14 protein-coding genes and 1 rRNA gene are annotated in these 14,615 nt (G+C 35.0%); 5 read left to right on the top strand and 10 right to left on the bottom strand.

Features of this window, described 5'->3' with window-relative positions; genetic code table 11:
* The 4 genes from RHTP_RS08325 to RHTP_RS08310 all read right to left on the bottom strand — a co-directional run.
* Positions 1-555 (bottom strand): 16S ribosomal RNA (locus RHTP_RS08325); the annotation flags it as partial.
* 269 nt (positions 556-824) lie between these two features.
* A complete protein-coding gene (locus RHTP_RS08320; RefSeq protein WP_138107654.1) occupies positions 825-2,060 on the bottom strand; it encodes a vitamin K epoxide reductase family protein in 1,236 nt (411 codons plus the stop codon).
* The gene (locus RHTP_RS08315) at positions 2,057-3,121 is read right to left on the bottom strand and encodes an NAD-dependent epimerase/dehydratase family protein (RefSeq protein WP_244609546.1); all 1,065 of its coding nucleotides are present in this window, start codon (positions 3,119-3,121) and stop codon (positions 2,057-2,059) included. Before RHTP_RS08315 ends, RHTP_RS08320 begins: the two co-directional genes overlap by 4 nt.
* Positions 3,122-3,216: 95 nt before the next feature.
* A complete protein-coding gene (locus RHTP_RS08310; protein ID WP_138107653.1) occupies positions 3,217-4,758 on the bottom strand; it encodes an Npt1/Npt2 family nucleotide transporter in 1,542 nt (513 codons plus the stop codon).
* Positions 4,759-4,988: 230 nt separating this feature from the next.
* On the opposite strand from RHTP_RS08310, the gene RHTP_RS08305 reads away from it, so the two are divergent.
* A complete protein-coding gene (locus tag RHTP_RS08305) occupies positions 4,989-5,327 on the top strand; it encodes an Hsp20/alpha crystallin family protein (RefSeq protein WP_171005790.1) in 339 nt (112 codons plus the stop codon).
* 134 nt (positions 5,328-5,461) lie between these two features.
* Positions 5,462-6,139: an adenylate kinase gene (locus tag RHTP_RS08300; protein WP_212742874.1), complete on the top strand. Its 678-nt coding sequence runs from the start codon at positions 5,462-5,464 to the stop codon at positions 6,137-6,139.
* A gap of 6 nt (positions 6,140-6,145) precedes the next feature.
* Here the strand turns inward: RHTP_RS08300 and RHTP_RS08295 are convergent, their stop codons facing one another.
* Complete coding sequence (locus tag RHTP_RS08295; protein WP_138107651.1) at positions 6,146-7,054, bottom strand: DMT family transporter; 909 nt, start codon at positions 7,052-7,054, stop codon at positions 6,146-6,148.
* Between the two features lie 79 nt (positions 7,055-7,133).
* The gene (locus RHTP_RS08290; RefSeq protein ID WP_138107650.1) at positions 7,134-8,750 is read right to left on the bottom strand and encodes a phenylalanine aminomutase (D-beta-phenylalanine forming); all 1,617 of its coding nucleotides are present in this window, start codon (positions 8,748-8,750) and stop codon (positions 7,134-7,136) included.
* Positions 8,751-9,054: 304 nt separating this feature from the next.
* On the opposite strand from RHTP_RS08290, the gene RHTP_RS08285 reads away from it, so the two are divergent.
* Complete coding sequence (locus tag RHTP_RS08285) at positions 9,055-9,732, top strand: class I SAM-dependent methyltransferase (RefSeq protein ID WP_138107649.1); 678 nt, start codon at positions 9,055-9,057, stop codon at positions 9,730-9,732.
* A gap of 8 nt (positions 9,733-9,740) precedes the next feature.
* Here the strand turns inward: RHTP_RS08285 and RHTP_RS08280 are convergent, their stop codons facing one another.
* The 3 genes from RHTP_RS08280 to RHTP_RS08270 are packed head-to-tail and all read right to left on the bottom strand — an operon-like array spanning position 9,741 to position 11,919.
* Positions 9,741-10,604 carry a sulfotransferase domain-containing protein gene (locus RHTP_RS08280; RefSeq protein WP_138107648.1) on the bottom strand — a complete coding sequence of 288 codons (864 nt, stop codon included), beginning with the start codon at positions 10,602-10,604 and terminating at the stop codon, positions 9,741-9,743.
* Positions 10,601-10,933 carry a YqfO family protein gene (locus RHTP_RS08275; protein WP_138107647.1) on the bottom strand — a complete coding sequence of 111 codons (333 nt, stop codon included), beginning with the start codon at positions 10,931-10,933 and terminating at the stop codon, positions 10,601-10,603. Before RHTP_RS08275 ends, RHTP_RS08280 begins: the two co-directional genes overlap by 4 nt.
* Positions 10,930-11,919: a TcdA/TcdB catalytic glycosyltransferase domain-containing protein gene (locus tag RHTP_RS08270; RefSeq protein ID WP_138107646.1), complete on the bottom strand. Its 990-nt coding sequence runs from the start codon at positions 11,917-11,919 to the stop codon at positions 10,930-10,932. Before RHTP_RS08270 ends, RHTP_RS08275 begins: the two co-directional genes overlap by 4 nt.
* A 199-nt stretch (positions 11,920-12,118) precedes the next feature.
* Between RHTP_RS08270 and RHTP_RS08265 the strand changes: the two genes are divergently transcribed.
* Positions 12,119-13,129, top strand: a complete 1,011-nt coding sequence (locus RHTP_RS08265) for an NAD(P)-dependent alcohol dehydrogenase (protein ID WP_138107645.1) — start codon at positions 12,119-12,121, stop codon at positions 13,127-13,129.
* Here the strand turns inward: RHTP_RS08265 and RHTP_RS08260 are convergent.
* Entirely contained in the window at positions 13,126-13,617 is a 492-nt protein-coding gene (locus RHTP_RS08260; RefSeq protein WP_138107644.1) for a hypothetical protein, read from the bottom strand. The two genes, RHTP_RS08265 and RHTP_RS08260, sit on opposite strands and share 4 nt — an antisense overlap.
* 183 nt (positions 13,618-13,800) lie before the next feature.
* On the opposite strand from RHTP_RS08260, the gene RHTP_RS08255 reads away from it, so the two are divergent.
* On the top strand, positions 13,801-14,556 hold the full coding sequence (locus RHTP_RS08255) for a polysaccharide deacetylase family protein (RefSeq protein WP_138107643.1): 756 nt from the start codon (positions 13,801-13,803) through the stop codon (positions 14,554-14,556).
* Positions 14,557-14,615 lie beyond the last annotated feature (59 nt).

The raw sequence follows: 14,615 nt of genomic DNA, 5'->3' as shown, positions 1-14,615 counted from the left end.
CCCTCCGTATTACCGCAGCTGCTGGCACGGAGTTAGCCGGTGCTTCTTTACGCAGTACTCTCACATGTATCAGTTATTCACTAATACACTTTGCTCTTGCGCGAAAGAGTTTTACAACCCGAAAGCCTTCATCACTCACGCAGCGTCGCTTCGTCAGGCTTTCGCCCATTGCGAAAGATTCTCGACTGCAGCCTCCCGTAGGAGTTTGGGCAGTGTCTCAGTCCCAATGTTGGCGGTCAATCTCTCAATCCGCCTAGACGTCTTAGCCTTGGTGCGCCTTTACCACACCAACTAGCTGATATCCCATGAACCTATCCTTTACCGCAAGGCCTCTTTACAAGGTCCCCCACTTTGATAGCCAATAAACTCTTATCGGTACCTCATTCGGTATTAGCGCCTGTTTCCAGTCGTTATCCCCAGGTAAAGGGTAAGTTATTCATGTATTACTAACCCTTTCGCCACTAAACTAAAGGTTGCCCTCTAGCCTCGTTCGACTTGCATGCCTCATCCACGCTGCCAGCATTCAATCTGAACCAAGATCAAATTCTCAGAAAAATATTTCTTGAAAATTTGCTCATATTAAAAAAATTAACAGGCAAATAAAATGATTTTATTCATTCCATTTACACAAGCTCTATTTTGCTTGCACGTCACTTCTGTTTTGCTGTTAAACATCTTTTGAACCAATCTCGTTGATTCTATTCCTTTTGCGCTTCTTGTCTTTCACGCTAAGGAAGTAAACAACATACATAATATACCGCTTTTTTCGCAATCGCTTTTCTTGTTTTTATTCGCTTTTTCATAGAGAAAAAAAAATTGCAACTTTAGAAAATTAGACGTTGCCAAGAGCCATATTTTTCAATAACTTTTCCTTTTGGGAAAGATAAGAAACCAATCAAAAACCCTAAAAGAAGATTGTGAAAGATAAGAAGTAAGGAGATCTCATGATGAAACCACACCGTGACAAGTAAGATAGCTGCAAATAGCAGATTCAAAAAGCGCAGTGCTCGAAATACTTCTGCACAGGAAATCAAAGAAATAAAGATAACTAAAAGTCCTAATATGTAATGGATATTAATTAAAAAACCACTGTTTATATAAGAAGCGCTAATAATTAGCCAAATGCCTAATACAATTAATAAAAGCAGACTCCAAGGCAGTGTTATCCCAAACGACTGCTTTAGAACTTTGGATTTTTTTTCCTCTACATGTATTCCATGCCAAAAGGTCTGCCAAAAGCAATGATTGTGCTTTGCTTCTTTTAAAAGCAAAAGAGTGGCTACTAATTCTGGAGCTGTAAATAAAATCATAATAGACATAAAAAAAGCTGTAGCTAAACACAAGCTACACCATGCACCGACAACTACAGGTTGTAAAACAATCAGCAGAACACTAATTATGCTTACAGGAATAACAAGAAAACCAAAAAGACAAACAAGCCATGGGTTTTTTGCCCATCTTTTACTACCGCCTTGCCATCCAAGTAAAAACTCTAAAGTATATCCAAAAGCTCCTAAGCCAGCATCAGAAATAGGAAATGCATGGGAAACATCGGAATTGAGTACTTTACTTGTCCCATCTAAAAAAAAGGGGTCCCAAACTTGAGAAATATACCCTAGTTGATACGCTGCCATGTATCGAGAAAAAAACCAACACACAAGAGCTAAAGCAATAGTCAAAACCCTTGCAGTCCAAGAAGAAGGGTTAAAAGACCATCCTTTAGGACAAAAGCTTGTGTTTTCAAAAGAAATTTCAGGCATTGCTAACTGAAAACCAAAGACAACAGCTAAAGACCCGATTAGGGTATCATTTAGATAAATAATGGACTGAGGAGCCCAAAATATCAGAGGCGCTAGTTTTAGCCAGATACCAAGCCCTGCTATGCCCCATGCAAATCCCTTTTTTTTAGTATAGAAAAAACCCACAGCAAATAATGTAATGAGCAATCCTATGCAAAGATCGTTATACATTAGCAGATCATCTTGATAGGAAAAGGTTAAAGGATTAGCAAATAACCAAACCCCTAAAGCCATGCTAAGAAAACAAAACAATTTTTTCATTGTACTTTTCTCTTTAGAGAATGGGGTATATTCAATCCATTTTCTTTATACCAAGCTATCGGGTCTTTTTTTAATTCTTCCGCCCATTTTAAAATAGTTTCATCCACACGCTTCTTTGGCTCCCAACCTAGATACCTTTTTGCTTTTAAGATGTCTAATTCGTAATGATCATCTGCAATTTGAATCATCCAAGGTTTGATAAAAGAGGGTTTCATAAAAGGCAAATGATCTTGGAACCAAGCACCTATTTTAGCAAGGGGTTTAGGAATACGCCAGGTTGTCCAGTCTTTTTTATATAGAGAGTAAGCCATCTTTTTCTGTAGTTCATCATAACTAAAAGTTTTAGCTTCTCCAATGAGCAGATTCATTTCTTCTGGAAGCTCTTTGCGTTTTTTCACACATAAGCCGATTGCTTCTACTAAATCATTCATATGGACAAAGCTAGACCCACAATGAATATCACCAGAAAAAAGATGAGCTTCTATTTGTTTTTCAAAAATTCTCTGCATTTGATTAGATAAAGGAATGGAATGGCATTTATCATCGTAAACACCTGCAATGCGTAAATTAACACTGCTAAATCCTTTTCTCAATTCATGAATGAGCTGCTCTGTTTGTGTTTTAGAGCGTGGATACCCCCAAGAAGGCGCTATAGCTGAATCCTCCGTTATTTTAACTCCTGGCTTAGTTGGTTTGTATATCAACATTGTTGAGGAAAAAATAAATTGTTCTAATTGGAAATGTGCTAAACTTTTCAGAAGTCTTTGTGTGCCTTTTACGGTAATTTGATCGTATTTTTCGCTCTCTGGTTCTGCAAAACTATAATAAGCAGCAAGGTGAATAACTGAGACTATTTTATCTCCATGATCTTTTTTTAATTGCTCAAACCCCTTGAGCACACTTTCATCAGAAGAGATATCTACTTTAATAAAAACCATATTCTGATTTACAGGTGGAGTAATATCAAAACCAATGATTTGATAATCTTGAGAAAAATACTCAGCTACTTTTGAGCCTATTCTTCCACTTATCCCTGTAATTAGAATTACTTGCTTGTCCATTATGAACAACTCGCTTTGGGCTTAACTTTAAAACATTTAATGTATGTTTCGCTTATTTTTTGCAAGTTTTATATAAAATAGGTGCACAAGAGACTTTATAGATTAGAGTCTGGAAGACCCTGCATAACAATGGGATTATCGGTCGCAGTTATTTGCTTAAATTGTTTGCCTAAATAAAAAGCAGATGAGATCCAAGCAATTAAAATAAGACATAAAACACCGGCTACAAAAGGAGCTGAAAGAGCTACACTTCCCATTAGAATAATAAACATCTGATAAGCTAATGAAGAACCGGATTTGCCTAAACTCGAGCCCAGACCATCAATTGCAGCTTTTCCTTTGAGTTTAGATTCACTATTAAGAGGCAAAAAAGCTACTTCTTTAGAAGCATCAAATACCGAATATTTGCAAGCTTTGCTCAAACAGTTTTGCAAAGATCCACAATATACCGCCATGGTAAAAGGAGCCAGTCCAAAAACAGCCGCTGAAAAAGCTGCCAATGAATCAGAGCAAAACATAAAAGTAAAAAAACCAACAGCGGTCAGCGTCATGATTGCTGGAGTGATAACTGCAGTAAAAGTCCAACCAAGTCTGGTAATTAAAACAGAAAAAAATAAAGCCCCACAGGTAGCTAATATACCAATTCCGACGGTTATTTTATTCATGTGTTCAAGCATGACATTGGGATCGCTAAATAGAGTTGTTAATTGAGCCTTCCATAAGACATCTGTAAGGTTAATACTGATGTTATAGCCTAAAACAATGATAGCAAGAGGAACTAAATACCTAGAACGAAGAATGTATTTTATACTCTCTCTAATAGAAAGTTGTTTTTTTATTTCTTGCTTAATTAGACAGGGCTCTTTCCTTTCTTTGTCAGTTAATACATATTGATTAATCCAAGCATAAAGACCCATGCAAGCAATTCCTAAAACCACAATTAATAAAATAAGCTGATAAATTGTCTGGCTCCAAGGATTTTCATTGGTGGGTAAAAAAGAAATAGTAAAGGGTTTGCTAAAAATTAAAGCGAGAGATCCTCCTAAAATAGGGGCTATATTTGAACCTATATTTAAAATCCCATACGTTCTTTTTGCTTCACCCACACATGTTACATCATTTACAAAACCCCAATAGATTACTGCTAATAATAAAGTAGCCCATAGCTCTGAAACTATATAAAAAGAGGTAAAAGTCCAATTGCGCACTAAAGCTATTAAGCCTTGAAATCCTTCTGGTAAAACAGTAGATAACCAATTTCCTAATGTATGCAGATGCAATTTTTCGCTATTTGGATATAAAATGAAGGCAAATACAAGAAAATAGGCTAGAAAACAGGAGATGGTGATATAAAAAACAGCTGACTTGCTAAAATAGCGATTCAGGCGAGTATACAACCAAGTAGCCCCAATTGCAGCAGGGAAAATCCCCCACACTTTAATAAAAGGGATTACCTCTGCTCCTGAGTGCTTCGCTGTTAGAATAACCGCATCTTTTAAATTTCGCAGTACGCTGTAACTTACACAAATGAGAAATAGTAAAAGTAACATGGAAAGAACTTTTTTAAGTTCAGAGCGATGAACAGGCCAAAAAATGCTTCTTAAAATACCGAATGCTTTTACTTTTTCTTTTGCCATAAACCTTTTAATAAGAGACTTTAAAATCCTCTAACAGAGAAATTTTTGCAATCTCAAATCTAATATTTTATAGAACTCATCACTTTTTATCCAACACTTTTCTCTTGTTTATTTTATTTAATATATATATATAATTATAAATTATATTTTTAACCAAATTAAAATCTATGAGCCGTAAGCTAACCAACCACCTTCATGAATTCTTTCCTCATATTAGCAGTCCCTTTCCTTTGTTTGGAGAAAAAGGGGGAATGTTTCTTTTTAATCTTTTTGAAGAATCTTCGGGTTTAACTATATCAGAAGACGAAAAATATGTTTATATAGAAGCTTATGTTCCTGGTATTAAATCAGAAGAGATAGAGCTTTCTCTAAATCAAGGAATTCTTTGGATCAAAGCTATTAAAAAAGAAGAAACAAAAGATAGTAAAAAAAAATTTTACCGCAAAGCTACTAGTTCATTTTCTTACAGCATTCCTTTACCTAGCGCTGTAGATGAAACAAAAAGTCCAGAAGCTATATGTAAAAATGGAATAGTAAAAATAAAATTTAACAAAAAAAAGCCCAACTAACTAAAAAAATTTCTGTACAAACCCTTTGAATTTTGGACTTTTTTTCCATTTCCTAAAGACAAAAAATGTTATTTTTAAAAGAGAAGTTTCTGCTAAGATAAACCTCTTTCCAAACCACTTTTAATTGGTACTTTATGGCTGAATCTCCTGCTGACATGCGCGTATTTATTTTATTAGGCCCTCCTGGAGCTGGAAAAGGAACTCAAGCAAAGAATTTATCTCAATATTTTCATCTTACTCATATTTCCACAGGAGACCTACTTAGAGAACAGATTCATAAAAAGACAGAGCTTGGTAAAACAGTAGATGTCTATATGCAGAGTGGCCAGCTAGTTCCAGATGAAATGATTTTACATATGTTATTTGAAAGAATCTCTGCGGAAGACTGCAAAAAAGGCTATATTTTAGATGGATTTCCTAGAACCTTAGCCCAAGCTGAAAAATTACAAGTCTATTTCACTCAAAATACAATTGAGCCATTTGTTTTTAATCTAGATTTAAGTGATCAAGAGATTATTAGGCGATTGCGAGATCGTCTGATTTGTGCAAAGTGCCATACTCCTTACCACCTATTCAATTCTCCACCAAAAAAAGCAGGGATTTGCGATATATGTGATGCAAATTTGGTTTATCGATCTGACGATCAACCTGAAGTCGTTAGTAAGCGCCTGCAAGTATATCATAAACAAACAGCTCCTTTAATTATGTATTACAAAAAGCTTAAGTTGCTTCACACCATTGATTGCAATCACACAGAGCAAGAGATCTTTAATCAAATGCTTCTTTATTTAAACATTTCTCTTACATCATGACTGGTTTTAAGAGACAGAGCGCTTTTTACCATAAAATTGAATGACGCTGCCTATAATAACCAGAGCCAGACCCAACCCAGACCATAAGTTAGGCAGCCGATTAAAAATAAGCCAATCAAACAATCCCGAAAATAAAAGAGCTACATAAGAGAAAGGGGCTAAAATAGATGGCCTAGCATATCGATAGGCAAATCCACGAAAAGATTGGTTGAAAATGCTTGTAATTCCCATGCCTAATAAAATCCATAAGTGCACAAAACTGCTTGTATGCCCATAAGCGCTTGTCTGAAATAATTCCCCTGAAAAAAGATAAAGAACTCCTGTAAAAATGGAACAGAGAAAAAACAAAAAAAACAATGTGCTTTGTTGAGGAGCATGATGTACTTGATGAGAATAGACAACTTGAGAACCTGCTAAAGCCACGGGAATCAGGAACCCGACTAAGCTAATTCTACTAATTACTCCAAGATCTGGCTGCAGAATACAAAGCACCCCTATAAAAGAAATGGCGATACTAAATAGAGTAATCATATTTAGACGCTGCTTATGAAAAAGGCTTTCAAAGATTAAGATAAATAAGGGTGAAGTATTTTGTAAAACAGCAGCATCAAGCAAAGATTGTTGATTTAAAAAATAAAAAAAAGAGTACTGATACACAAGCACACAACTGCTGCGCAACCACTGTATTTTCCAGTTTGTGGCTTGCCAAAGTTGAACAACAGAATATTTGGCTAGAGAAAATGGTAAGAGCAAAATAAAGGGAATGGCAAATCGTAAAAATGTGATTAAAAAAAAAGGAGTCTCATCCAATCCAAACTTAGAAAACAACCCAAAGAGAGAGATCCCAATAGTTGAAAGCAGGATGTATGCTACTCCTTTCATAAAATCTTGGTCAAAAGATTTTTCTGTAGACATATGCGAAGACCTTAAAGAGAGGTGCTTAATCTTCACTTCTATACAAGACTCTAGCTATCCTCTCAAGATAAAAACCCCACTATTCCTTCATAAATGGTATTCTTCCCTGTATTTTTTCTACCTCTTGTAGCAAAGTCCCAGTTTTAATAATATCCGCTAACTTTTCTAAATAATCGGTTAGGCATTGGTCCGTTGATAAATAAGGAACATGTTTACGTACCATATTAAACAGCTCTCTTGTAGCACTACTTAAAAGGTTTGCACCTCTAATTTCGGCAGCCTGTACTCCACAGAGCAGTTCAAAAGCTAATACATAACAGCTATTTTCATAAATTTCTCGAGCTCTTCGACCAGCAATAAGACCCAAAGAAACAATATCTTGAAAATCCCCAGTTGAAGTAAGCGACTGAATAGACACAGGATTACATAAAGAGCGGTTTTCAGCTGTTAAAGAAGCTGACATAAACTGCCCTCCCATTAATCCTAATCGTAAACCTGGATTTTCTAGACATAAAAAAGCAGGCAATTGGTTACTGTGATTTTTATCCATGAATCGATCAATACGTCTATCAGAAAGATTAGATAATGTAGTCATACATATGGAAAGATGATCCATAGCCATAGAAATGTATTGCCCGTGAAAATGTCCATTATGAAATATCTCTTGGTGTTCACAAAGAATCAAAGGATTATCATTACTTGAATTTAACTCATTTGTTACCACCCGCTGAATCCATTCAAGATTTTCTCGAATAGGTCCAATGATTTGAGGTGTACAACGAATGGAATAAGCATCTTCAATAGGTGCTTGAGTAGCTATTGGCTGTGTATGTGCATAAGACTGCAGCTGTTCTTCAACAGATTTTTCATCTACCGCCATTTGAGAATCTTGTAAAATCGCCCAAATATTTTTAGCGGTAATTAATTGGCCTTGATGAGGCTTTTGCGCATGTACAAATGGATGAAAAGGTTTCTTTTTTACCCTTAAACCTTCAAAAGTTAAACAAGAAATTACATCATAAGTTTTAATCAGTGAGATGGCCTTTTCCACTAGCGAAGATGCTAAAGCTGCCATTGCAGATGTTCCATTAATTAAGCACAAACCTTCCTTAAAGCTTAATTTCATAGGCTCAATACCCGCCTCTTTTAAAGCTTGCTGACCAGAGATAATTTGACCTTGATACTTTGCTCTCCATTTACCTGTAGCAACAAGAGCTATACATGCTAAAGGCCCCAAATCACCACTTGCACCTAGAGATCCTTTTGAAGGAATACAAGGAAGAATTCCAGCATTATAAATTTGCATTAATTTATCAAAATTAACCCAAGAAATAGCAGAGGTGCCTCGAGCTAGCGAATTCAATCTTGTTAAAATAGTAGCTCTTACTATGTGATCATCTAGATAAGAGCCTACATTTGTTGCAACTGCAGAAATTAAATTTTCTTGTAACTGTCCAGCAGAGCTAATAGGAATTAACCAATCTACAAAACCACCTAAACTTGTATTTACTCCATAAATCACTCGATTATCTTCTACAAACCGATTCAGCAACTCCCGAGAATCTTCAATCTTTTTTTTTGTCTCCTCAGAAATCTCTACTCTAGATTTATTGTTTTCTCCAGCTTGGTTTAAAATCTCTGTGGTTAGATCATGTCCATTAATAGTAACAGTATCGTTTTCTTTTTCTAGTATCATACTTTAAACATCCTATATAATTAAAATTATTATTAATAATAAAAAATCAGAAAAGTTAATTTATACAAAATAATAATTTATAGTCATTAAAATTATAGATTACTTTTTTTTATATAGTTTTAATTTAAAAAAATAGTTTAATTAAATTTATATTTAAATATTCTGCAAGAGATTTTTGTAATAAACTTTTAGGCGAAAAATTCTCTTAAATTTTTGCATATATTCTTTTATCGTATAAAACTCTTAAAATCAGTTGAGTTTTTAACTTAAAAAATGCACCTTAATGTTTTTTAGGGGTTGTTTTATGGTTTATTTATGGAATTGCTTTATTCGTATGGCTAGAGTTAAGGCTCGTCTTATCGCCTTAAAAGCTCATCTCATTAGAAAAATAAAAGCTGGCTCTTTTGAATCGCCTACATGTGCTTTTCTCGACACAAAACTTAAAACCCTTAATTTACGTTATCACACATTTGCACGAGCTCTTAAACTCATACAAGATAGAAAGCTGGAAAGGATCATAGAAACAGGAACTTCTAGATTTGGGGGTACTAATTGTGCAGGAGATGGTTGCTCTTCTTTAATTTTCACTGATTATATCAATAACTACGGTGGCAAATTTTACTCTGTGGATATAGACAAACAAGCGCTTTTAAATGCACAAAGAGATTTAAAACCAGGTTTTAAAAATGCTCACTTTATTTGCTCTGATTCAGTAGAATTCCTACATAATTTTTCAGAATCCATAGACTTTCTCTATTTAGATAGCTATGATTTTGAAGTTACTAATCCATTAGCTTCTCAAAAACACCATCTTTTAGAAGTACAGGCAGCCTACTCAAAGCTACATAAAAACAGCGTAATTATGATTGATGATTGCATGCTTCCTCGAGGAGGAAAAGGGAAACTTGCTATCGATTTTCTCATAAAAAAAGGATGGAGAATTCTTATAAAAGGATATCAAGTAATATTGGTGCAAAATTGATACAGACCCTACCAGTCTTCCTTTGTTTCATAGGCTAAAGCAATAAGCGCTTTATTCATTTTTCTTTTAAAAGCCTTTATGTGCTGCTCTTTAAAAACCTGTTTCCAAGCATGGATTCTTCCCTGACGAAATGTACTTGCAAAATCTTCGAAACCCTTCTTTCCAAAAGGGTCAAATTCATTCCCATAGAGCTTAGAAGCTATTTGTTCTAACAAAAATTCTGAAGGGTATAGATCTAAATAATTAGCAATACGTTTTATCTCTTTGATTTGAGCCTCTTGATTTCCTCCTCCTTTGGGACCGACTAAATTCTCGTATTTACAAATTAAATAGTCCGATCTCTGACAATATCTCTCAAGCTGTTCTGCAATTTTTACCATAGAAACCTGTAGAGAATGAGGAGCAAATTCTGCTACCTCATCTACGTCATAATCATAGTTAATGACAAAGAGTAGTTGTTCATCAAAAGAAAGGGTTTTAAAAACCTCTCTTTGTTCTGCACTCATTCCAGGCCATAAAGATGCACGAATATGATATACCATGGAAATACAAACATCTCTTAAATCCCGAATGTTAATAATCGTCTTCAGTCTGGGAATTTGTGCATAGCCCTCTTCCAATGAAGAAGGAACACAAAAATGCGTATATAAAAATTGTCGGTCCGATAAATTAAGCGGTATAAAATCAGCATGCCATAAAGCAGTAGTTCCTGTTATCAGGTAAAGAGCTTTTAAGATCATATGCGATCCCGATTTAGGGACTGTAATAAGCACAAAAGGACTTGCGCTACTATCTTTGCCTAATAAAGAAAGAGGTAAAGTTAGCATAAAAAAAAGAAGTCCCCTCTGTATATAGGCCTTTAATTTACTCATGTAAAAAACCCTCTTTGATAAACGGGATATATATCAATAGCAGGCTCTTCATAAGGGTGCACCCTACTAATTTCCTTAAGAACCTGCTCTATATAGATTTCCTCGCAAAGCATCTCAATTCGCTCTTCTATCACCTCTTCTAATTGGTTCTCTTTACCAGTCCAAGGCTCAGATCCTTTTTTTGGCAGAAACCTTGCGGTTCCTTTTACAGAAAAACTACAATCAGAATATTTACCTATTTTTCCTGCTCCTACCTTAGCTGCAGCAGTTCTTATTTGATCTGCATGAGATTCGGGAGCAAAAATAACAAGCTTTGCCCATACTTTCATAGATTTTCCTCTAATAGATAATAGGGAAGAGGATCTTGCACATCTATCCAGCTACCAGTCCAGTAATGAATAGCTGCTGTTTCTAAAGGTAGTTGTGACAACAACTCCTGTTGACTTAAAACCTTTATCTCAGGTGCAGAAAAAGGATAAAAAAAAGTACAAGGCAAATACATATTTCTGTACTGGTAATTGATGTTATTTTGTTCATATGCAAAAATTACACGTGATAAATAATCAGGCCCTGTTTTTTCCACAGCTGTTTGATATTGGTATTTTATGACATTTTCATTCATATGTTCCATAAAATCCAGAATTAAAGGATGGCCTGGAGCAGCTCCTACTAAAGCATTACACGTTTTATACATATCATAAATAAGGCCATGTTCTATCGGTTCAAATCCAATATAAAAGTCAAAAGATTTATGCAGCCCATCAAAGATTTCTGGTTTTATACATTCATAATCCACATCCACATATAGACCACCATATTCCCAAAGTATTTCTAAACGTAAGATATCTGATTTTTCTCCATAATTACTCGATTGGTCATAGAGCTTTCTATTATATAAAACCATCTCTTTGACATCATCATCTGTCCATAGTTTATACTCCCAACCCATTAGATTTACCCAGGATTTCATCCATTCACCATACTTTTCAGGGACTTGCCCTCCCAACCAAATCTGATGCACGATAAGCGGAATTCTAATGGAATCATCTTCTAGCATTCTCGCTTTAATGATATTACGAGCATAAATATTTCTAAATATCTCTAAATATTTTGTATTAGAAAAATCTCCTTTTTTTTGTTTTTTTATAAAAACATCTTCATATTTATGGAGGCTATTTCCATCGCGCATCATTGACAATGTAAAATCTGGATATACAAGCCCTGCAAATAAGGATTCATATGAAAAAATGAACAGGATCCATAAAAAAGAGCATAAGTGGAAATATCCACTTGTAAGTGCAAACAAGCGTTTCATATTAAATCTTTTTGTTTTAAATAAAGGTACTTTGACAAAGTCTAAAGACTTTGCTTATAAGAAGATTATTCCTTGTAAAGGATGCTCCCTACTCTCCAGCAACATGTTTTCAACAAAAAAACTATAACATATTCTCTTTGAAATTCAATACATTTTTATGTAAACATAAGTTTTAGATATAAAAATTAAAGGAATTTATATGATTAAAGCATATGCTGTAAAAAAGGCTAAAGGGTTACTCGAGCCTTTTGAATATGAATCAAAGCCTCTTTCTAAATACGATATCGAATTAAACATTTCTCACTGTGGGGTATGTTATAGCGATGTTCACTTAATTGATAACGATTGGCATATATCCAGTTATCCTTTAGTTCCAGGTCATGAAATTATTGGAATAATCACAGCAAAAGCAGAGCTAGTAAAAAACTTCGAAATGGGAATGAGAGTAGGTATCGGTTGGCAAGGTAGTTCCTGTATGAACTGCGAATGGTGCAATCAAGGAGAAGAAAATCTATGTAGTCAATCAACAGCTACCTGCATAGGGCATTTTGGAGGCTATGCTAAAAAAATAATTGCAGATGCTAGATTCGCTTTTCCTATTCCTGAAACCCTCACATCGTTAGAAGCAGCTCCTCTTTTATGTGGCGGAGCCACTGTTTTTTCTCCTTTCCTAGAATATAAAGTCTCTCCTACTGCTCATGTCGGCATAATAGGCATTGGAGGATTAGGTCATCTTGCTCTACAATTTGCCAAAGCTTGGGGATGTGAAGTAACTGCTATCTCTTCTACCTTAGGAAAAAAAACTGAAGCGGAAAAATTTGGTGCACATCATTTCCTTTGCACTACTGACAAAAAAGAGCTTGCTTTACACAAAAATTCTTTTGACTTCCTTCTTTCCACAACTCACGGTTCTTTAAACGTAGAAGAATGTGTAGATTTACTAAAGAGCAAGGGTAAATTATGTATAGTAGGAGCTCCTAGTGAAAAAATAGAGCTATTGAATCGCTCTTTAATCAATGGCCGAAAAACCATCTGTGGCAGTAATATCGCAAGTAGACCTGGCATTCAAAAAATGCTTAAGTTTGCAGCTTTACATAAGATTAAGCCGCAAGTTGAAGAATTTCCCTTAACAGAGGTCAATACCGCCATTGAAAAATTGCGCTCTAATAAAATTCGTTATCGCGCAGTTTTAAAAATCGCTCCCGACTAATTTGCAGGAGCAGGTCTTTTGTTTTCTTGCCTAATGGTTTTTATATCGCATTTTATCATAGAGAGATCGTTTTGTATTTCCTTTAAAACGTTAAGCAAGTCTCGCAATCTATCTTGCATACGTTCATAATTTCTAGCTTCAAAGTTAACTAAAGCAGCAAAAGCACCTTGTTGAGTGTAGAGATTCACAATCTGAAATGGCCATTCATATTCTCCTGTACGCTGTATAGATACAGCATCACCAATAAGCCAACTAGCTGCAGGATTACCATATTTATCTACCCCAAACCAACCCGATCCTTTATGAATCAAAACCTTATTTAATACAAAATGACTATTGTCGCTTAAACAAACATAATATTGGTCATCTAAACAAAAACTGCTTTTTACAGTTAAAGAAACTTCAGTTGATTCTGCTTGAACTTTCATATGAAGAGACAGCATGCTAAAAAAAACAACTCCTAGTAACAATCTTCTTAATGTATTCATGAGTACTCTCTATCATAAAAATTACAATTCTATTTGCTTAAAGAAAAAAAAGGCTAAAGGTTGTACTAAAAAAATTCAAGATTTTAATAGAAGAAAAGTCCTGTCCATATAGATATGGAGCTTTTAAACTATTGCTGTTTTTGAAAAAGATTATTATTATCTCTATAAATTTTGGATAAGAATATGAAAAGAAGAAGTATCTGGATTTGTCTTACTTTAGCATTGATTGCCTCCTCTTACATCTTATTGCTATGGCTCAAGAGCCATCGCTCTCCGCAGTTATTAGGAAGATGCATTCATCGTATAGACACTCTTGAGAAAGTGGTTGCTTTAACTTTCGACGACGGCCCCTCTTTTTACACAGAAGAAATTTTGGATATTCTTCGTTTGCATAAAGTACAAGCAACCTTCTTTTTGTTAGGACAAAACATCGAGCAATTTCCAGTCCTTGCACAACAAATCTATAAAGAAGGACATGAAATGGGTAATCACAGCTATTCTCATCAATCTCTTATTTTTAAATCTTGTGCCTTTATACGAGAAGAAATCGAAAAAACAGATCAGCTTATTAAGGAATCTGGCTACCAAGGTATCATTCATTTCAGAGCTCCCTATGGGAGAAAACTTCTTGGGCTTGCCTGGGTTCTCTATAAATCCAAAAGATCTCATATCCTCTTTGACGTGATTCCAGACGATTGGGCCTGTCCCGGTGTTGCTACTATCGTAAATCGCATTCTAGCTCAAACAAAACCTGGGTCAATTATTCTTTTCCACGACGGCAATGGAGACAATGTAGCACAAGATAGATCACAGACTGTTCAAGCTCTATCCCTTATTATTAAAGAGTTAAAAACAGCTGGATACCAATTTGTCACAATTTCAGAACTTTTGGATAAGATATCTCTTCAATCATCACCTCCAAAAGCATCTTATACTTAAGTTACTTGCAATAAACATATTAAAATAAAGGGAATATATTTTTGATAGCATAAATACTA

Origin of the sequence: Candidatus Rhabdochlamydia sp. T3358 (assembly GCF_901000775.1) — a bacterium.
GTDB lineage: Bacteria > Chlamydiota > Chlamydiia > Chlamydiales > Rhabdochlamydiaceae > Rhabdochlamydia.
The sequence above is the reverse complement of the archived record's forward strand: the minus strand, read 5'-3'. Positions and strand labels throughout refer to the sequence as shown.

Coding starts and splice junctions, on each gene's coding strand:
- RHTP_RS08320 (WP_138107654.1), bottom strand. CDS start 2,060: ATGAAAAAATTGTTTTGTTTTCTTAGCATGGCTTTAGGGGTTTGGTTA.
- RHTP_RS08315 (WP_244609546.1), bottom strand. CDS start 3,121: ATGGACAAGCAAGTAATTCTAATTACAGGGATAAGTGGAAGAATAGGC.
- RHTP_RS08310 (WP_138107653.1), bottom strand. CDS start 4,758: ATGGCAAAAGAAAAAGTAAAAGCATTCGGTATTTTAAGAAGCATTTTT.
- RHTP_RS08300 (WP_212742874.1), top strand. CDS start 5,462: ATGGCTGAATCTCCTGCTGACATGCGCGTATTTATTTTATTAGGCCCT.
- RHTP_RS08295 (WP_138107651.1), bottom strand. CDS start 7,054: ATGTCTACAGAAAAATCTTTTGACCAAGATTTTATGAAAGGAGTAGCA.
- RHTP_RS08290 (WP_138107650.1), bottom strand. CDS start 8,750: ATGATACTAGAAAAAGAAAACGATACTGTTACTATTAATGGACATGAT.
- RHTP_RS08285 (WP_138107649.1), top strand. CDS start 9,055: ATGGTTTATTTATGGAATTGCTTTATTCGTATGGCTAGAGTTAAGGCT.
- RHTP_RS08280 (WP_138107648.1), bottom strand. CDS start 10,604: ATGAGTAAATTAAAGGCCTATATACAGAGGGGACTTCTTTTTTTTATG.
- RHTP_RS08275 (WP_138107647.1), bottom strand. CDS start 10,933: ATGAAAGTATGGGCAAAGCTTGTTATTTTTGCTCCCGAATCTCATGCA.
- RHTP_RS08270 (WP_138107646.1), bottom strand. CDS start 11,919: ATGAAACGCTTGTTTGCACTTACAAGTGGATATTTCCACTTATGCTCT.
- RHTP_RS08265 (WP_138107645.1), top strand. CDS start 12,119: ATGATTAAAGCATATGCTGTAAAAAAGGCTAAAGGGTTACTCGAGCCT.
- RHTP_RS08260 (WP_138107644.1), bottom strand. CDS start 13,617: ATGAATACATTAAGAAGATTGTTACTAGGAGTTGTTTTTTTTAGCATG.
- RHTP_RS08255 (WP_138107643.1), top strand. CDS start 13,801: ATGAAAAGAAGAAGTATCTGGATTTGTCTTACTTTAGCATTGATTGCC.